The sequence below is a fragment of the Streptomyces sp. NPDC041200 genome (genome assembly GCF_055591805.1).
This window is the reverse complement of sequence record NZ_JBVIZF010000013.1, coordinates 65441-84150: the sequence shown is the minus strand read 5'-3', so window position 1 is coordinate 84150 and position 18710 is coordinate 65441. Positions and strand designations below refer to the sequence as shown.

Below are 18710 nucleotides of genomic sequence, written 5' to 3'. Positions count from 1 at the left end.
AACCATTTAGGCTCCGGGCACGTCCTCATGAACAACCGGCAACCCGGCCGGGAGGACAAAATCCGACAAGCGACGTGAATCCGTAAACCAACGCACTACGGCTCATTCGCCGCCAACCGTCACCATCCGGCCCACTCAGAAGCAATTTTTGAGAAAGAGCCACGAGCGGGAACGATATCGGGCTGGTTGGATGTTGACCCTGGTACGACAGCTCGTCGAGCTAGAGAAGAGGCGACGTGACTACTGTTCTGACCCCCGCGAGCCCGCTGACGGCCGCTGACCGCTGCGACCGCTGCAACGCCCAGGCATACCTGCGCGTCGTCCTGATGAGCGGCGGTGAACTGCTCTTCTGCGCCCACCATGGTCGCAAGTTCGAGCCGGAACTCAAGAAGATCGCCGCGGAAATACAGGACGAGACCGAGCGGCTGACCGCCGCTCCGGCGTCTGCGTCGGACGACGAACGCTGACGCCTCGCGCCACGACGACGAGCGAAGCCGGCCGAGAGCCGGATGTCGGGCGGCCCACCCCAGCCAGGGGAGGGTCGCCCGCGCTCGTGTCGCGGCCCACCTTCACCTTCCCGCCCCAGAGCCCCTCCCAGGCCTCCCGGCGGGCCTCCTCGCAGGCCTCTCCGTAGACCTCGCAGACCTCCGGCTGGGCCTGAGGCGTTCGTCCGCCCGGCCGCCTCAGCCATACGCGGCCACCAGCGAGACCACCGCCGAGATCCGCGTGTAGACGCCCGGCCGCCCGGCCACCGCACAGCCACTCCCCCAGGACACCAGGCCCACCAGCCGCCCCCCGGCGACCAGCGGGCCTCCGCTGTCCCCCTGGCAGGCGTCCCGGCCACCCCCCGGAACCCCGGCACAGACCATCGAAGCCGACTGGTAATCGCCCTCCACGTTGCCGGGATAGGCGCTCCGGCACGTCGAGTCGGCCAGGATGCGCACCTGGGTGGCTCGCAGCGTCAGCGCGTAGCTGCCGTCACCGTCCGTGTCACCCCAGCCGTACACCAGCGCCTGGCCCCCGACCCGGTACGCCGGATCCCCGGCCCTCGCCATCGGGATGACGTAGGCGGGCGGCAGCGGTCGCCCCAGGGTGAGCACGGCGATATCACCGGCCCGGTCGTCGGCCTGGTAGGCCGGATTGACCCACACCTTCGCCGGTGCCATCTCCACCCCGCGGGCCCCCCGCAGATCGTTACGGCCGACGATCACGCGCAGGTCCCGCACCTCCTGCCACTTCTTGCCCAGTACCGCCCGGCTCAGGCAGTGCGCGGCCGTGATGACCTTCGTGGGGGTCACCGCCACGCCCCCGCAGAACTGCCCCGAGCGCTTGGCGCCGAACAGCTCCCGGCTGGCCAGCGCGATCGCCCAGGGCGCCTCGGCCGTACGGACCCGGTGCCCGCCCACCACGGCACGGTCGGCCGTCGCCGGGGCGGGCGCGACCAGCAGCAGCGCGAGCGCGGCGGCGAGCAGCATGGCGAAGCGGGTGGAGAACGAGGGCAGCGACCTACGCATGCAGCCTCCTGACGATACGGAGCGAGTCGCCCACCCAGCGTCACCCCGCCCGGCGCGGTCCGCATCCTGGAGTGGTCCAACCGGGGCGGCCCCGCCCTCGGCCAACCGGGTGGTTCACTCCACGGCAGCGCCCGAGCAGCTCCAGGGCAGCACTCGGACAGCACCCGGGCAGCACTCGGACAGCGCGAAGGCCGGGCCCTCCGAAGAGAGACCCGGCCTTAGTGCGGCGCTGTGCGCTGCGGTGGCGGCCCGTCTTAGTCCAGGTAGTCCCGGAGGACCTGGGAGCGGGACGGGTGGCGCAGCTTCGACATGGTCTTGGACTCGATCTGGCGGATGCGCTCACGCGTCACGCCATAGACCTTGCCGATCTCGTCGAGCGTCTTCGGCTGACCGTCGGTGAGGCCGAAGCGCATGGACACCACGCCCGCCTCGCGCTCGCTGAGCGTGTCGAGCACCGAGTGCAGCTGCTCCTGGAGCAGGGTGAAGCTCACGGCGTCGGCCGGGACGACGGCCTCGGAGTCCTCGATGAGGTCACCGAACTCGCTGTCGCCGTCCTCCCCCAGCGGGGTGTGCAGGGAGATCGGCTCACGGCCGTACTTCTGGACCTCGATGACCTTTTCAGGGGTCATGTCCAGCTCCTTGGCCAGCTCCTCCGGGGTGGGCTCACGGCCCAGGTCCTGGAGCATCTGACGCTGCACCCGCGCGAGCTTGTTGATGACCTCGACCATGTGCACCGGGATACGGATGGTGCGGGCCTGGTCGGCCATGGCGCGCGTGATCGCCTGGCGGATCCACCAGGTGGCGTACGTCGAGAACTTGTAGCCCTTGGTGTAGTCGAACTTCTCGACGGCGCGGATCAGACCCAGGTTGCCCTCCTGGATCAGGTCCAGGAAGAGCATGCCGCGGCCGGTGTAGCGCTTGGCCAGGGAGACCACCAGACGGAGGTTGGCCTCCAGGAGGTGGTTCTTGGCGCGGCGGCCGTCCTCGGCGATGATCTCCAGCTCGCGCTTGAGCTTGGGAGCGAGCTTGTCGGAGTTGGCGAGCTTGTCCTCGGCGAACAGACCGGCCTCGATCCGCTTCGCGAGCTCGACCTCCTGCTCGGCGTTGAGCAGCGGGACCTTACCGATCTGCTTCAGGTAGTCCTTGACCGGGTCGGCGGTGGCACCGGCCGCGGCGACCTGCTGCGCCGGGGCGTCGTCCTCGTCCTCGTCGGAGAGCACGAAGCCCGCGTTCTCCGGCTCGGGCTCGGCACCCTCGGGGGTCGGCTTGCCCGGCGCCGGCACCTCCTCGATGACGTCCTCGGCCTCGAGGATCTCGTCAGTGACGTCCTTCTTGGCGGTCGTCTTCTTCGCGACCGTCTTCTTGGTCGCGGTCGTCTTCTTCACCGCCGCCTTCTTGGCGGTGGTCTTCTTGGCGGCGGCCTTCTTCGCGGGCGCCGCCGAGGCGTCCTCGGCCGGGCCGCCCGCGGCGGTCGCGGGAGCGGCCGGAGCGGCGGGGGCCTTCTTGGCGGCAACCGTCTTGGCCGCGACGGTCTTGGTGGCGGTGCGCTTTGCCGGGCTCTTCGCTGCGACGCTCTTGCGGGTGCGCTTGGGCGCCTCTGCGGCACTGACCATCAGCGTCACACCCTCCTCGTCGAGGATCTGGTTGAGGCTGCGCAGAACGTTCTTCCACTGGGTTGGCGGAATCTGGTCAGCCTCGAAGGCCCGACGCACGTCATCGCCGGCGATCTGCCCCTCAGCCTTTCCCCGCTCGATGAGCGCCATGACAGACTCGGATTCGGCGATCTCCGGCGGGAGCGTACGGGATGTGCTGGCCGACACGAACAACCTCTCGGAACGTTGGAAACGGCTTCCGGCCCCGTCCGCTGTGGACCGGAGCCGACGACCGTCGGCAGGGATGAACCGACGGCGCGCGGGCGGAGTGCGGAGGACTACAGCGTCGCGACCGACATCCGTATTCCCTCCGCGGCTGCCACCTCTTTAATCATCGCGCTGCCCCAAAGAGCGTTACGCCCAATCGTCGTGGCCCGAGTCACACCACATATCGGTGTTAATACCCACCCAACGGGACAGATAACTCCGAGTCGATCACGCGCTGGCTCCCGGGCAGCTCTCCCGGTCCGCCCAACTGCGTCTCATGTCACGTCCCGCGCCGTCACGTTTTCCGCGCCGCGCCGCCGAACCCGCGGGCGGGATCCGGCGACGCCGCTCCGTACGCCGTGGGCCGCCGTCGGCGGCCCGCCGCCCGCGGCTTGCCATACGCCGTACGCCCCGGGCGCCGTGCGCTCCGACGCCGTACGCGCCGGGCGCCGACAGGCGGGGCCGGGTCAGTGCTCGCGCGGCGCGGGCACCCCGACCTCGGCGTGATCGAGGTCCGGGTGGACGGTGAGGAGCTGGCGCATCGCTCCTTCGGCCGCCGCGGCGTCGCCCGACCCGACCGCCTCGACGATCCGGCGGTGGTGGCCGACACTCGCCTCGGTGAGCCGGTCGCAGCCACTGGCCGGGGCCCCGGAGACGTGGAGCGCGGCGGCGACGATGCCCGCCAGGTGCTCCAGCATCCGGTTGCCCCCGACCTGGAGCAGCAGGGTGTGGAACTCGGCGTCGGCGCGGGAGAAGGTGAGGGTGTCGCCCTGGGTCAGCGAGTGCCCCATGATCTCGGCCATGTCGGCCAGCCGCTGCTGCACGTCTTCGCGGCCGTGCCCCGCGGCGAGGCGCGCCGCGAGCGGCTCGATCGTCCAGCGCAGCTCGCACAGCTCGCGGCGCTGGTCGTCCCGCTGTGGCCCGAAGGCGCGCCACTCGATGATGTCCGGATCCAGCAGGTTCCAGTCACTGACCGGACGGACCCGGGTGCCGACGTTGGGGCGGGCGCTGACCAGGCCCTTGGCCTCGAGGACACGCAGCGATTCCCGGACGACGGTGCGGGAGACCTCGAAGCGCTGGCCGATCTCCTCCGGGACCAGGGGGCGGTCCGCGCCCAGGTCACCGGAGACGATCATCTGGCCGAGCTGCTGAACGAGTTGGCCGTGCAGCCCGCGGCCCCGGTTGCCGGCCGTGCGACGGCCCACCCGGCCGATCTCCGCGTCCGCGCCGTCCCAGGAGGGGGCGCTGCCGCGGTCGGCGCCGGGGGCGTCGGCGTAGGAGTAGCGGTCAAGCTCGCCCGAGCCGGCGAGGCCGGAGTCGGCGGGGCGAGCCGCGGTCATGGTGGTGTGCGCAAGGGTACTCACGCATCCTTTGTCGGCGACGCTCCGGAGGCCCTTGAGGTCTTTGGTGAAAAGCACACGAAAGGGTGATCGCCCATTACCTCACAATTGACGCTGATTCGGACAGAAAGCAGCACCCTTCACCGAAGTCGCGACCACTCCATGAGCCGCATCCGCACAACCACTCCCGAGCCGCCTCCGGGTGCCGCCGGGGCACCGCCGCGACCACCCGCCGCGACCACCTGCCGCGGACCGGCCCCTGCGTTCCGGTCCGCGGCGTGGCCGCCTACTGGCGGGCTCTTCTGCCGCGCAGCCCGGTGAGGGCGTAGGCGAACAGCAGCACCGCCACCGACAGCATCAGGGCCTGTCCCACGGGCTGGCCAGCGAGCCGCAGCACGGCCGCCACGCCCCGGTTGAGCACGGACGGCGGACGGTCCAGCGCCACGGCGCGCAGCCGGTGCGGCAGCGCGACGAGCGCGTGCAGCGACGGCTCGGCCATCGCGCGCCGGACCACGGGTACCGCCAGGATCGGCACCGCGAGGAGCGTGGCCAGCCCGAGCGCGGTGGACCGGAAGACGCCCGCGGCGAGAAGTCCGGCCCATGAGCAGCCGATGGTGAGGCCGAAAACGCTCGCCATGAGCACCGGCCAGTCGCTCGGAAGCGGCACCGCGTCCCCGCCGACGAGCAGCAGCAGTGCCGCGCTGTCGAGGACGATGGCGCCGAGCGACAGCAGCGTGGCACCGACCGCGCAGACGACGAACTTGGCCGCCAGCAGACCGATCTGGTGCGGTACGGCGTCCCGGGCTGGAGCCAGCGCCGGATAGCGGAACTCGTCACCGAAAGCGAGGGCACCCAGCAGCCCGGCGGCGATCGCGATGGGCGGCAGCGGGAGGTCGGCGGGCCAGCCGGTGAGCCGGTGCAGCTCCCCGGCACCGCCCTCACGTGCGAGGAGCACGGAGGCGAGGAGCGAGATGGCGAGCGCCGCGGCACCGATCAGCCAGCCGCTCCGCACCCCGGTGGCGCGGCGCAGTTCGTAGCGCATCGGCCAGGCGGGGCCGGGGAGCCGGAGCCTGGGGAGCACCCGGGGTGCCGAGGCCTCGGGGTCACGGGCGCGGGCTCCCGCGGGGGTCGCGGGCCCCAGGTCGGCGGCCTCCTCGACCAGCCGGTGCACCACGATGCCGTGGCGGTAGGCGGCCTCGCCGACGGAGGCGCCGGGGAGGCCGTAGACGGAGATACGGGTTTCGTCGTCCCGCACCACGGAGAACGGGTCGGCGATCACCTCCTCCTCGGCCTCGGGCTCCCCGTCGGCCGCCACGGCACTCGCGGGGGCCGCGGCGGCGGGCGCCGGAACAGGCACAGAGGCGGGGACGGGGACCGTGGCGGACTCGGCATCCACCTCGGGAACGCTCACCCCCGTGGGCGCGGAGTCACCTTCGGCCTTCACCGTGTCCTTGGCCCGGCCCAGACCGCCGATCCTGGCCTTCACCTTGGCCTTGGCCTTGATTCCGGCCTTGCCCTCAACCTCGGCCGCGGCCTCTTCCGCGTCGGCGCGAGCCGCCGCTTCGGCCACCGCCGCGCGCTCCGCCCGCCGCTCGGCCTCCGCCGTCTCCCGGAGGGCGTGCGCCTCCTCCTCCAGGACGGCGGCCAGCCGTCCGGCGAGTGGCGAGCGGACGACGATGCGAGGACGCAGCCGGGTACGGGCGAACTCGTCGACCGCCTGATCGGCCACCAGCCGACCCGATTCCAGGGTGAGGACGCGGTCCGCGACCCGGGTGACCCCTTCGGCGTCCTCGGCGGTGATCAGCACGGCCCCGCCCTGTTCGGCGAATCCGCGCAGCAGTCCGTTGAGCCAGTCGGTCTCACGGGCCGACAGACCCCGGGCCGGTTCGTCGAGCATCAGGGTGTGCGGATCTCCGAGCAGCGCGGTGGCGATGCCGAGGCGGCGCTCCATCCCGAGGGCCAGGTCGCCGAGGCGCTCGTCGGCCAGGTCGGTGAGGCCGACGACGTCGAGGACGACATCGGCGCGGGCGGCGGGCACCCCGGCGGCGGCACCGAGCATTCTCAGATGGCCCCGCACGGTGCGTCCCGGATGGCCCGGGACATCGTCGAGGAGGACGCCGATCTCACGGGCCGGGCGCCGGATGCGGTGCAGGGGGCGGCCCCGGAAGAACACGGAGCCGTGACCCCGGTCGAGCTGCAGCAGCAGCCGCAAGGTGCTGGTCTTCCCGGCGCCCGGGCTGCCGAGCAGGGCGGTGACCCGGCCCGGTGGGGCCTCGAAGGTGAGGTCGTCGATGGCGGGCGCGTGGTTGCGGCGGCGGGCGCTGGTCAGTCCGGTGGCCTGGATCATGGCTTCTCCCGCGGGGCATGGAACCGCTCGGTGGCACGTGGGGACTGGTGACGTACCGGAGCACGGTAACCCGCTATGTCCTATTTCGTCGGCACATACACCCCCTGACGAGTCGTCGTGTCACAGGCCGTCACACCTCGGGACGCAGCATGGGCGGATTGAGCAGCGTGGCGCCCCCGGCCCGGAAGAGCTGAGCGGGTCGCCCGCCCTGACGGGTCGTCGTGCCCCCGGTGGGCACCAGGAACCCCGGGGTTCCGGTGACCTTGCGGTGGAAGTTCCGCGGGTCGAGGGCCACGCCCCACACCGCCTCGTACACCCGGCGCAGCTCGCCGACCGTGAACTCCTGGGGACAGAAGGCGGTGGCGAGCGAGGAGTACTCGATCTTGGAACGGGCACGCTCGACACCGTCCGCCAGGATGCGGGCGTGATCGAAGGCGAGCGGGGCGGCCAGGTCCGCGTCCCGGCTGAAGGCCCCTTCCTGGTCGAGCAGCGACTCGACCGGGGCCCAGCGGACACTGTGGGCGTCGCCCCCGGGCCGGGGTGCGGGCAGGTCGGGAGCCAGCGCCAGATGCGCGACGCTGACCACTCGCATCCGGGGATCCCGCTTCGGGTCGCCATAGGTGGCGAGCTGTTCGAGGTGGGCCGCGTTCGGCGGGACCGGGAGCGCCGGGTCATGGGCGAGCAGCCCGGTCTCCTCGGCCAGCTCCCGGGCCGCGGCGGCGGTGAGGTCCTCATCGGCGCGTACGAAACCGCCGGGCAGCGCCCATCGCCCCTTGAAGGGCGGCTCGCCGCGGCGCACGGCCAACGCACAGAGCGCGTGCCGCCGCACGGTGAGCACGACCAGATCCACGGTGACGGCGAAAGCCGGGAAGGCCGATGGGTCGTAGGGCATGAGTCGATCATAGTCGTCTGCCTGACGATAATCAGGCCGTTGAGCATGATCGGCAATGTTCCCGAAACCGCTCTCCCAGGCGTTTTCCCGTTCGGCCCTCGCACCTCCTTCCGTATGGGGCGATCACATCCGAGGCGTTCCTGACGGTCCGTCCGGCGCCGCCCTGGTCAGCGGCGGCTGCGCGTGCCGCGCCCGCCCGTCCTGCGCCGGGTCCGCGCCCTGCCCTCCGGCCGGCGCCTGGCACCGGACGCGCCCGGTCCGGTCGGGCCACCGGGGCCGGTGGTGCGACCGGGCCACCGCCGCCCGGTCCGCTCCGGAGGCCCTCCGCCGTCCGCCTCCGGCTCGGCCCCCGCGGGCTCCGGGGCCGTCTCGGCGGCCGCGCTCTCGAGACGCCGCAGCTCCTCGTGCACCGCGGCGTGGACCGCGTGATCCGCACCGTCCCGGCGCAGACACTGCCGCAACAGCTCGGGATCGAGCCCCTCGTTGCACGCCTGATGGAGCAGCTTGGCGAAGAGGTAGTGCGGATCGACCCGCAGCGCCCGGCCGAGCGCGACCCGGGCCGAGGGCTCGTCCCCGGATGACCAGGCGACCCAGCCCGCGAGGGTGAGCGGCGCCGCGGCGTGCTCCCCGTACGAGCCGACACAGCGGCGGGCCAGCGCGCGCCACAGCCGCAGCGCCGCCTCGGCGTCCGGCCCCTCCATCCACTGGGCGGCCCGGTCACGCGCCACCCGGTCCTGCAGCCCGATGATCACCGAGGCGGCTTCCTCCACGTCCAGCAGGCCGTCGTCGCGGACATCGGCCGCGCCCGGATCGGCGATCGGCGGCGCGCCGCGCAGGCGGTCCAGCATCCGGCGCGCGAGACCCAAGGTCTCCTCCCGCACGGCGGCACCGTCCACACCTCCCAGGATTTTCGGTACGAGCCGGCTCCCCGCCGTGTCCAGCGCCCGCTCCTGTCCCTCGGCGCGGGCCCCGGTGAACGGCGCGAGCCTGGCCTCCATCTCGCGCAGCGAACCGCGCACATGCACCCCCGCGAAGGTCGCCGCCGCGGCCATCACCGAGGTGCCGGGCAGGGCGAGCGGCACCCCCTCCGGCGGACAACAGCGCCGGTCGGGGCAGACATACGACCAGAACCGGCCGTCGGAAATGCACAGTGCTTCGAAGACCGGCACCTCGAAGCCGCCGCACGCGGTGCGCAGGCGCTGAGCGAGGGGTCGCAGCCGCTCCATCACCTCCCGCCCGGACTCGCCCTCGGCAGGCTCCTGGCACAGGAACAGCACGATCCCATCGGGCCGGTCGCCGCGCCGCTCGCTGCCCCCGATCAGGCACTCGGCGAGCTGATCGCACACCTCGGGCCACTCCTCGCGGACGCGGGGGATGCCGAGCCGGAGTCTGCCGCCGAACCGGCCGCGCGGTCCGTGCAACGCGATCATCACGACGCTGTCGTCGGGATGGAAGCCCAGCACATACGGCAGGGCGTCGGCGAGCTCGGCGGGGCTGCGGAGGGTGACCTGCTCCTGGCCGGACAGGCCGGCCGTGTCGTTGTCTCGAGTCATGACCAGACGGTCCCTCAGCCTCGTCGGCTGCGCCAGCCCTGTGGATAACGTTATCCACAGGCTGCGGGCCCCGTTCGCGCGTTGTCGGTGGGATCGGGTTGCATGGAGGCATGAGCGACGAAGACCTGCGCATCTCGGCCGACCGCGTCCTGGCCCGCCTCGTCGGGGACACCACCGGCTCCGCGCGGCTGCGGGAGGATCAATGGCGAGCCATCGAGGCGCTGGTCGCCGACCGCCGCCGGGCGCTGGTCGTCCAGCGCACCGGCTGGGGCAAGTCCGCGGTGTATTTCGTCGCCACCGCGCTGCTGCGCGAGCGCGGCAGCGGCCCGACCGTGATCGTCTCCCCGCTGCTGGCGCTGATGCGCAACCAGGTCGAGGCCGCGGCGCGGGCCGGTATCCGGGCCCGCACCATCAACTCCGCGAACGCCGAGGAGTGGGACACCATCCAGGCGGAGGTGGCCGCGGGCGAGGTGGATGTGCTGCTGGTGAGCCCCGAGCGGCTCAACAACCCCGATTTCCGCGATCAGGTGCTGCCCCAGCTCGCCGCCGCCACCGGGCTGCTGGTCGTCGACGAGGCACACTGCATCTCCGACTGGGGCCATGACTTCCGTCCGGATTACCGCAGGCTGCGCACGATGCTGGCCGACCTCCCCCAAGGCGTGCCCGTGCTGGCCACGACGGCGACGGCCAACGCCCGGGTGACGGCTGATGTGGCCGAGCAGCTGGGCACGGGCGGACGCGAGAAGCCGGGCGACGACGAGGGGAGCGCGCGGGCGCTGGTGCTGCGCGGGCCGCTGGACAGGGAGAGCCTGAGCCTGGGCGTGCTGCCGCTGCCGGATGCCGCGCACCGGCTCGCCTGGCTCGCCGACCACCTCCATGAGCTGCCGGGCTCCGGGATCGTCTACACCCTCACCGTCGCCGCGGCCGAGGAGGTGACCGCGTTTCTGCGGCAGCGCGGCCACACCGTCGCCTCCTACACCGGCAAGACGGAAAACGCGGACCGCCAGCAGGCCGAGGAGGACCTCCTGGCGAACCGGGTGAAGGCGCTGGTCGCCACCTCGGCGCTGGGCATGGGCTTCGACAAGCCGGACCTCGGTTTTGTGGTGCACCTCGGCTCGCCCTCCTCCCCCATCGCCTACTACCAGCAGGTCGGCCGCGCCGGGCGCGGTGTGGAGCACGCCGAGGTGCTGCTGCTACCGGGCCGCGAGGACGAGGCGATCTGGCGCTATTTCGCCTCGCTCGCCTTCCCGCCCGAGGAGCAGGTGCGCCGCACGCTCGACGTCCTGGCGGCGGCGGACCGGCCGGTGTCCCTGCCCGCGCTGGAGCCGCAGGTCGAGCTGCGGCGGTCGCGTCTGGAGACGATGCTCAAGGTGCTCGACGTGGACGGAGCGGTGCGGCGGGTGCGCGGCGGCTGGACGGCCACCGGCCGGCCCTGGACCTACGACGCCGAGCGGTATGCGTGGGTGGCGCGCCAGCGCGAGGCGGAGCAGCAGGCGATGCGCGACTACGCCTCGACGGCCGCGTGCCGGATGGAGTTCCTGCGGCAGCAGCTGGACGACGAGAAGGCGGCGCCCTGCGGTCGCTGTGACAACTGCGCGGGGGCCAGGTTCACCACCGAGGTGTCCGACGCCTCCCTCGACGCGGCGCGCGGTGAGCTGGGTCGGCCCGGTGTGGAGGTGGAGCCGCGCCGCATGTGGCCGACCGGTCTGCCCGCGGTCGGCGTCGATCTCAAGGGGCGCATTCCGGCGGGCGAGCAGGCCGCGACCGGCCGGGCACTCGGCCGCCTCTCCGACATCGGCTGGGGAAACCGGCTGCGTCCGCTGCTCGCACCGCAGGCCGCGGACACCCCGGTTCCCGACGATGTGGCGAGTGCGGTGGTGACCGTCCTCGCGGACTGGGCCAAGGGCCCCGGCGGATGGGCATCGGGCGCCCCGGACGCACCGGCCCGTCCGGTGGGTGTGGTCGCGGTCGCCTCGCACACCCGGCCCCAGCTCATCCAGAGTCTCGCCGAGCGGATCGCCGCCGTCGGCCGGATGCCCCTGCTGGGCACCGTCTCCTATAACGGCGCCGAGGCGGACACCCGCGTACCGCGCACCAACAGCGCGCAGCGGTTGCGGGCTCTGCACGGAGCCCTGACCGTGCCGCCCGTACTGGCGGAGTCCCTCGCCGAGGCCGGTGGCCCGGTCCTGCTCGTCGATGACCTGGCAGACACCGGCTGGACGCTGGCCGTCGCGGCCCGGCTGCTCCGCCGGGCCGGCGCGGCCGCGGTGTTTCCGCTGGTCCTCGCCGTGCAGGGGTGAACACGGCCGTGGCCGGGCGAGAGTGAGGAATATTGGAGGCACATCGCCTCAAACCGGCCGGGTGTGGCACCTGCTCATTGCCGCACGCGAGCGCTTCCCGCAAGAATTGTCAGAAGCTCCCCGCGCCGGTCCTCTCATGGTCCTGACGGGGCCGTGTCGTGGTGTGCGCCCGCGCCCGACCCTCGCACGGACCATGGGCGCGCAGACGAAGGGAGGACTGTGACCTTCGGCTTCGCTCCGCCACCGTCCGCCGACCCCGCTGTCCGGCTGGGCCGGATGCTCGAACCCGCCGAATGGGCCGCCGCGGGCATTCCGCTGCTGCGCAATCCGCGTGAGGTCGTTCTCGGGCTGCACAGCCGCCATCTGCCGACTCCCTCGACGGCCGTCGTCGCGGTCCTCGACCCGGAGGAACGCCTCACGGCAAGCGCCTCGTTCAGCCAGCACGGCTCCGCCGCCCCCGACGGATGGGAGTTCCGCAACGCGCTCCTGGCGCGGTTGCGCCGGGTGATCCCGCACGATCTGCGGCGCCGCTCGCCGGTCCGCACCGCCGTGCTGCTCTACTGCCGCGAGGGTGAGAGCCGGTGGACGGAGGAGGACGGTGCCTGGATGTGGGGGCTGCGGGATGCCTGCACCCTGCACGGGCTGCGCTGTGGTGCGTACATCACGCTGACCCGGGAGGGCTGGCAGGTCTTGGGAGAGGGGCGGGGCGGCCGTCGGCCGCACTCCGCTTCGCTCCGGACCGCGCTGGAGATCGCTCCCGCGCCCGAGGGCGACGCGGCGCCCCTGCCGCGGCCCCTGGGCAGGGCACACGAGGTGCTGCGCCGCTCAGCGGCCGTGTGACCGCCGGCCGTCCGGACGCCGGACAGCTCCTTGACGCGCGTCAGGGGCTGCCGGGCACCGGGCGTACGGGAAGTGCGGAATCAGACGCCCGCGGTCATGAGGGTGTTGATGCGCTGCGGGTCACCGCAGACGATCAGCAGCGCCGAGGCACGGCTCATCGCCTGGGGCAGCGCCCCGGCCACGGCATCGTCCGACCCGCCGTTGACGGCGACGACCACGACCGAACGGCCCTTGGCGCGGTCGGCCTCCGCAGCGGCGTAGAAGACGTCGTCACCGGCGTCGTGCTGCGCCCAGTAGGACGCCTCGCCGAAGGACAACTCGTGTGCCGCCCACGGATGCTGGCCCCCGGTGGTCAGCACCAGGATGTCGCCTGGCGCCCGGCCGGAGTCCAACAGCAGGTCGACCGCCTCGTCCGCCGCGTCCAGGGCGCCGTCCACCGGGGCGGGGATCAGCTGGATCTGGGGCGCGGCCGTCGAGGCGGGAGCGGTCTTGGCGGCCGAGGCCGCCGGTGCGGTCGGCGCGGGCTTCGCCGCGTCGCTCGTGGTGCGCTGCGACGGTGCCGACGAGGCCCCGGCGGGACCACGGTTCGGGCCGGGGCTACCGGGTCGCCGCGGGGCGGGCCGGGGGCCGGGACCAGGGACAGGACGAGGGGTCGGCGCGGTGCGGCCTGCGGCCGGTGTCGCGCGAGGACCCGGGACACTCTCGTGAATCTGAGGCTCCTCGGGGATGAGAGGCATGGGCTGATGTCTATCAAACGTCGGTGCGAGTCGCACCAGCGGGTGGCGGTTTGGACCGGCCAGTCTGCTCAGAAGTCGAAGCCGAGTTGGCCGCCGACCTCCAGCTCGACCGGTCCAGGTGTCGTGCGCACACGCTTGAGATGCCGCCAGCGGGGCAGCCCGTCCAGGTAGGCCCAGGACAGCCGGTGGTGGGGCGTGGGCCCCTGTTCCCGCAGGGCGGCGCGGTGCACGGGTGACGGATATCCGGCGTTGTCCCCGAACCGGAAGTCCGCGTGCGCGTCTCCCAGTTCGGCCATCAACGCGTCCCGCCGCACCTTGGCGATCACGGAGGCGGCAGCGACGGCCACACAGGACTGATCGCCCTTGATGACCGTGCGGACCCTCCACGGAGCGCCGAGGTAGTCGTGCTTGCCATCGAGGATCACCGCGTCCGGACGGACGGGCAGCCCGTCGAGAGCCCGGGTCGCGGCGAGCCGGAGGGCGGCCGTCATCCCCAGATCGTCGATCTCCTCGGGTGAGGAGTGACCCAGGGCGTGCGCGGTGACCCACGACTCCAATGCGTGCGCCAGCTCCGTGCGCCTCTTGGGGCTCAGCAGCTTGGAGTCCGTGAGCCCGGTCGGCGGGCGCCGCAGACCGGTAACCGCCGCGCAGACCGTCACCGGGCCTGCCCAAGCCCCTCGCCCGACCTCGTCGACACCGACGACGATCTTGGCTCCTGTCGTGGCGCGGAGCGAGCGCTCGACACTGTGGGTGGGCGGTTGGTAGGCCATGGCGAGGACAACATTACGCCGCTCACCCGGGCGCCGTGTAACCCGGATCAGGCGCTACGCCCCCGGGCCGCCGGAACGGGCCCTGCCACGGACGGCTCCGACGGCCCTCCGTGGCCAACCCGGCACGGCACGTGGGCAGTTCGGCGTCGCGGCGAACACGGTCGTGAGCTGGGACGACGCAGGTGCCGTTCGTCAGTCCGCGGACGGGACCCAGGCCGGGAGCGGCTCCGTGTGCTCCTGCCATGCGCGAGGCGGTGCGCCACGGGAACCGGACGCGACCACCCCGCCGGCGATCGCACAGGTGGTGTCCACGTCCCCACCGGCCTGCGCGGTGGTCCAGAACGCGTCCTGGAAGGAGTCCAGGTGCCGGGCCGCGGCCCACAGCGCGAAGGGCACGGTGTCGTGGGCGCTGGTGCGGCGGCCGCACCCCAGCACCGCGGCGACGGTACCGGCGTCCGCGTAGTCCAGCATGTCGCGGGCGCGCCGCAGCCCCGCCTGTACGGCGCTGCGCGGGACGGCCTCGACCACCCGGTCCAGCAGGGCCTCCGGCCCGCCGTGGCCCGCCGGATCGGCCACGACGGCTGCCGCGGCGGCCACCGCCATCGCCCCCGCCACGGCCTCCCGGTGCTGGTGCGTGGTGTACGCGGAGATCTCCGCCTGATGCGTCGCCTGCTCCACGTCGCCCGCGTACCAGGCGCCCAGCGGAGCGATCCGCATGGCGGCGCCGTTACCCCATGAGCCCTGGCCCTGGAACAGTCCGGCGGCCAGATCGCGCCAGTCGCCGCCCTCCCTGACCAGCCGGAGCATCCGGTTCACGGCGGGGCCGTACCCCCGGTCGAAGTCATGGCGCACGGCGAACGACCGGGCGAGAGCGTCCTGGTCGATCCGGCCGTACCCGGCCAGGACGGCCAGCACGGAGCAGCCCATCTCGGTGTCGTCGGTCCACTGCCAGGGGGCGGGCGGCAGTTCGCGGCGCTTGAGGAAGGGATAGTTGGCGGGGACGAAGAACTGGGAGCCGAGGGCATCGCCCACGGACAGCCCGCGCAGGCTCGCCAGAGCCCGGTGGCAACGGTCAGCGGTCATCGCTGCGCACTCTAACCGGTGAGCCCGTAGGGCTCGGGAGTACACCAGCGCTCGAAGGGGCGGTCGAGGTGGTAGCGGCCGTCGGAGCCCAGCAGCAGCATCCGCGTCTCGGCGTTGTCCGGGTTGGACAGTGACTCGAATTCGGCGACGCTCCAGTGCAGCCAGCGCATGCAGAACAGCCTCATGGTCAGCCCATGGGTGACCAGCAGGACGTTCGGCGGATGCGCCGGGTCCTCGAAGCTGCGCCACAGGCTCTCCAGGAACGCGTCCACCCGGTCATAGACGTCCGCCCCGGACTCGCCCTGCGCGAAGCGGTAGAAGAAGTGCCCGTAGGCGTCGCGGTACGCCTTCTGCTTCCGTACGTCCTCGCGGTCCTGCCAGTTTCCCCAGTCCTGCTCGCGCAGCCGCGGCTCCTCCCGGACCCGGGTGCGGGACGGGTCGAGGCCGAGCAGTTCGAGGGTCTGATGGGTCCGCCGGTACGGCGACACATAGACCGATACGCGCTCCTCCTCGAAGGTGGCACGCAGCCGGACGCCCGCCTCCTGTGCCTGCCGCCGCCCGGTCTCGGTCAGCTTCAGGGCATGGTCGGGCACGCGTTCGTACACCGAGTCATCGGCATTCCCCTCTGATTCTCCGTGCCGTATGAGGATGATGCGCCGGGGTCGTGCCATGCCGCCCACCCTAGATCGGGCGTGCGACGAGCGCCTCGCTCCCCCGTTCCGCCGCCCTCGACAGCCCGATCCAGCCTGTAAACACAACCACAGTCGCATTACCCTCGGAATGACAGCAGGAAACCCGCTAAGGCGACAGGAGTTGCAATTGCCGGAGAGTGCAGCCCACACCCCGGGCACCGTCCGCCCCGGCGGGCGCACCGCGCGCACCCGCGACGCGGTCCGCGACGCCGTGCTCACCGGCCTCGCCGAGCACGGTTACCCGGGCCTGACAGTCGAGTACGTCGCCGAACGCTCCGGCGTCCACAAGACGACGGTCTACCGGCGCTGGGGCGGCGTCGAGGGGCTGGTGGCCGACGCGCTCCAGCTCGCCGGGGAGGATTCCTGGACGCCCCCCGACACCGGCAGTCTCGACGGCGATCTGCGGGCCCTGGCCCGCGAGGTGACCGAGACCTTCGGCGACGCGCCTGCCGCGGCCGCGCCGACCGCCTTCGTCGCCGCCGCGTTCCATTCCCGGCGCGCGGCGGAGGCGCTCCGTGACTTCTATGCCGAGCGGTTCGCCCGGTGTGAATCCGTGGTGGCCCGGGCGGTCGACCGGGGCGAGGCACCCGCCGGTACCGACGCCGCGGCGGTCGTGCGGGCGGTGTCAGCTCCGCTGTTCTTCCGGGCGCTGATCACCCGTGAACCCATCGATGGACCGCTCGCCGACCAGTCGGCGGCAGCCGTCGCCGCCGCCGTCCGGGCCGGGGCATATCTCCCGGCCGGGTGACGATCGGGTACCTGCCTCCGGAAAGCCGCGCCGGGCGCGGTCGCGCCGTCAGACCGTCCAGGCGGACTCGACGCCCACCACGTCCCCGGCTATCGCGGCCACGTCCGCCTCCGTCTGGGCGCGCAGCCCCAGCCGCTCCACCCGCTCCACCCGGTACTTGCCGTGTTCGGCGGCCGAGTCCCACATCGACAGCACGAGGAACTCGTTTCCCGGTGCCTCGCCGAAAACTCCGCGCAGCATGCCGGGCGACCCGGCCATCGCCGGATTCCACACCTTCTCCTGCACCAGCGTGAAGTGCTCCACCCGGTCCGCGTGCACACGGCAGTGCGCGACCCGCAGCACGTCGGCGTCGGTGAACCGGGGCTGGAAGCCGACCTTCACATCGAAGCGATGCTCAAAAAGCCGGACTTGCATGTTCCGGTACGTGCCCGTCTGCGCGGCCGCCAACCGATTGTGCGACCGCGCCATGAAGGAGTCGTAGAACGCCCGGCTCTCCCAGAACGTGAAGATGTGCGCCACGTTCGGCCTTCCCCGACTCCAACCACCGCCCTGCCCCCGGAATCCCGGCTCACCGGGCATCCCCGCCCACTTCCGCTGTCCCCGCTCGAACCCCGGGCGGTCCACCACGGTGCAGCGAATCCACTTGACCAGCACCGCGCCATCCTACGGCCCCGGCGGTGGCCCGCATCACACAGGAATCGGTCCACCCCGCGCCTTGGAGGTGGACACAGGGCGCCGCGACGGAGAGCACACCAGCCTCTCCCGCAGGGCCCCGGTCAGCGCCGCCTGCGCCCCGTCCCCGGCCCCGGAAGCCCCGCCCCGGCGCCCTGCATGCCGCTGCCGGGGCCCGACAGCCGCATACCCGGAGTCGGCGCGTACGCCGTCTGCAGCTGCTGCCCTCCGGGCAGTGGCGCGTACCAGGCGCTTCCGTACAGGACGCTGCTGAGCCCGGACAACAGCCGTTGCACATCGGGTTCCGATCGCACCACCAGCCGCATGAACTGGCTGCTGCTGCCGAGCTTGTTGCCGCACTCGCGCACCAGCACGCCGTGCTCGGACAGCAGCCGGTCCCGAACCTGGACGCCGTCCGCCCCCTCCGGCAGTTTGACGAACACGAAGTTGCCCTGCGAGGGGAAGACGGTCATTCCCGGCAGACATCCCAGCTGCGACATCATTTCCTGCCGGTCGCGGGCGAGCATCCGCAGACTCATCTCGTAATCCTGCTGGTGGTCCTTGAGCATGAAGACGATGATCTCGGCGAAGGAATTGAGGTTCCACTTCGGCAGCCTGGAGCGGACCTTCCGGGCGAGCGAGGGGTTCGCCACCAGGTAGCCGAAGCGCACGCCGTGCAGGCCGAAGTTCTTTCCCAGGCTGCGCAGGACGACGACATTCGGACGCACCACGGCCTCGTCGACGACGCTCGGCCACGGACCGGATTCAGGGTCGACGAACTCCAGGAAGGACTCGTCGATGACGACCAGATCGAGGTCCGCGAGAGAGTCCATGAACGATATGACGGCGTCACGGGAGAGGAGGCCGCCGTCGGGATTGTTGGGATTGCAGATGACGGCGGTGCGTGACCCCCGCTGCCGAATGAACGACACGAAGGCATCGGGATCGAGGGCGAAGCCGTGCCGTTCCGGCAGCCGGAACATGTCCACGCGCTTGCCGGTTTCGTCCGGCTGGTCCGTCCACCGGCCGAAGGTGGGAATGGGCACGGCCAGGCTGTCCTTGACCAGCAAATGGTCGATCCAGGTGATGAGTTCCGTCGAGCCGTTGCCCATGGCCATGGTCTGTGGCTGGAGATCGAGCAGATGCGCCAGTTCGGCTGTGATCGTATCGGCGGAGCTGGGGTAATAGGTGAGAATGTCGCGCAGCATGGCCGACAGCTCGTCGAACATGCCGGGGGTGGGGAAGTAGGGATTACAGGGGATGCAGAAATCCACGATGTCCTGTCCGCCGCCCGCTACCCCCGCGCGATTCAGCATGAAGTACGACGGACTGTGGTTGGTGCCCCGGAAAAGCTGTGCGGCAT

Annotated in this window: 15 protein-coding genes and 1 pseudogene; 4 read left to right on the top strand and 12 right to left on the bottom strand. The window is 72.0% G+C overall.

The genetic code is table 11. The features are described from left to right. Positions 1–236: 236 nt before the first annotated feature. Positions 237–467 carry a DUF7455 domain-containing protein gene (locus ACZ6CL_RS26200; RefSeq protein WP_009714566.1) on the top strand — a complete coding sequence of 77 codons (231 nt, stop codon included), beginning with the start codon at positions 237–239 and terminating at the stop codon, positions 465–467. Between the two features lie 216 nt (positions 468–683). On the opposite strand, the gene ACZ6CL_RS26195 is transcribed toward ACZ6CL_RS26200, so the two are convergent. The 6 genes from ACZ6CL_RS26195 to ACZ6CL_RS26170 form a co-directional block, all read right to left on the bottom strand. Continuing rightward, positions 684–1514 (bottom strand): S1 family peptidase, encoded by an 831-nt coding sequence (locus tag ACZ6CL_RS26195; RefSeq protein WP_468939468.1) that lies wholly within the window; start codon positions 1512–1514, stop codon positions 684–686. Between the two features lie 254 nt (positions 1515–1768). Continuing rightward, positions 1769–3340, bottom strand: a complete 1572-nt coding sequence (locus ACZ6CL_RS26190) for an RNA polymerase sigma factor (protein WP_468939465.1) — start codon at positions 3338–3340, stop codon at positions 1769–1771. Positions 3341–3840: 500 nt separating this feature from the next. After that, complete coding sequence (locus tag ACZ6CL_RS26185) at positions 3841–4791, bottom strand: FadR/GntR family transcriptional regulator (protein WP_468939462.1); 951 nt, start codon at positions 4789–4791, stop codon at positions 3841–3843. Positions 4792–4999: 208 nt separating this feature from the next. Then, positions 5000–7060 (bottom strand): ATP-binding cassette domain-containing protein, encoded by a 2061-nt coding sequence (locus ACZ6CL_RS26180; RefSeq protein ID WP_468939460.1) that lies wholly within the window; start codon positions 7058–7060, stop codon positions 5000–5002. 130 nt (positions 7061–7190) lie between these two features. Continuing rightward, the gene (locus ACZ6CL_RS26175; RefSeq protein WP_468939457.1) at positions 7191–7952 is read right to left on the bottom strand and encodes an NUDIX hydrolase; all 762 of its coding nucleotides are present in this window, start codon (positions 7950–7952) and stop codon (positions 7191–7193) included. Positions 7953–8119: 167 nt separating this feature from the next. Continuing rightward, entirely contained in the window at positions 8120–9505 is a 1386-nt protein-coding gene (locus tag ACZ6CL_RS26170; protein WP_468939454.1) for a DUF4192 domain-containing protein, read from the bottom strand. A 110-nt stretch (positions 9506–9615) separates the two neighbouring features. Between ACZ6CL_RS26170 and ACZ6CL_RS26165 the strand changes: the two genes are divergently transcribed. Together ACZ6CL_RS26165 and ACZ6CL_RS26160 are read left to right on the top strand one after the other, a co-directional pair. Further along, positions 9616–11805, top strand: a complete 2190-nt coding sequence (locus ACZ6CL_RS26165) for a DEAD/DEAH box helicase (protein ID WP_468939451.1) — start codon at positions 9616–9618, stop codon at positions 11803–11805. 219 nt (positions 11806–12024) lie between these two features. Further along, a complete protein-coding gene (locus ACZ6CL_RS26160) occupies positions 12025–12645 on the top strand; it encodes a hypothetical protein (protein WP_468939447.1) in 621 nt (206 codons plus the stop codon). Positions 12646–12725: 80 nt separating this feature from the next. Here the strand turns inward: ACZ6CL_RS26160 and ACZ6CL_RS26155 are convergent, their stop codons facing one another. The 4 genes from ACZ6CL_RS26155 to ACZ6CL_RS26140 form a co-directional block, all read right to left on the bottom strand. Beyond that, positions 12726–13382 (bottom strand): hypothetical protein, encoded by a 657-nt coding sequence (locus ACZ6CL_RS26155; protein ID WP_468939445.1) that lies wholly within the window; start codon positions 13380–13382, stop codon positions 12726–12728. A gap of 68 nt (positions 13383–13450) precedes the next feature. Continuing rightward, positions 13451–14152, bottom strand: coding sequence for a ribonuclease HII (locus ACZ6CL_RS26150; protein ID WP_468939443.1), 702 nt, complete (start codon positions 14150–14152; stop codon positions 13451–13453). A 192-nt stretch (positions 14153–14344) separates the two neighbouring features. After that, on the bottom strand, positions 14345–15235 hold the full coding sequence (locus tag ACZ6CL_RS26145; protein ID WP_468939440.1) for an ADP-ribosylglycohydrolase family protein: 891 nt from the start codon (positions 15233–15235) through the stop codon (positions 14345–14347). Between the two features lie 11 nt (positions 15236–15246). Beyond that, entirely contained in the window at positions 15247–15906 is a 660-nt protein-coding gene (locus tag ACZ6CL_RS26140) for a histidine phosphatase family protein (RefSeq protein ID WP_468939439.1), read from the bottom strand. Positions 15907–16015: 109 nt separating this feature from the next. Between ACZ6CL_RS26140 and ACZ6CL_RS26135 the strand changes: the two genes are divergently transcribed. Next, positions 16016–16675: a TetR/AcrR family transcriptional regulator gene (locus ACZ6CL_RS26135; RefSeq protein WP_468939436.1), complete on the top strand. Its 660-nt coding sequence runs from the start codon at positions 16016–16018 to the stop codon at positions 16673–16675. Between the two features lie 48 nt (positions 16676–16723). On the opposite strand, the gene ACZ6CL_RS26130 is transcribed toward ACZ6CL_RS26135, so the two are convergent. Beyond that, a complete protein-coding gene (locus tag ACZ6CL_RS26130; RefSeq protein WP_468939434.1) occupies positions 16724–17329 on the bottom strand; it encodes a YdbC family protein in 606 nt (201 codons plus the stop codon). Positions 17330–17466: 137 nt separating this feature from the next. After that, a pseudogene (locus tag ACZ6CL_RS26125) lies at positions 17467–18663 on the bottom strand (pyridoxal phosphate-dependent aminotransferase); the annotation flags it as partial. Positions 18664–18710 lie beyond the last annotated feature (47 nt).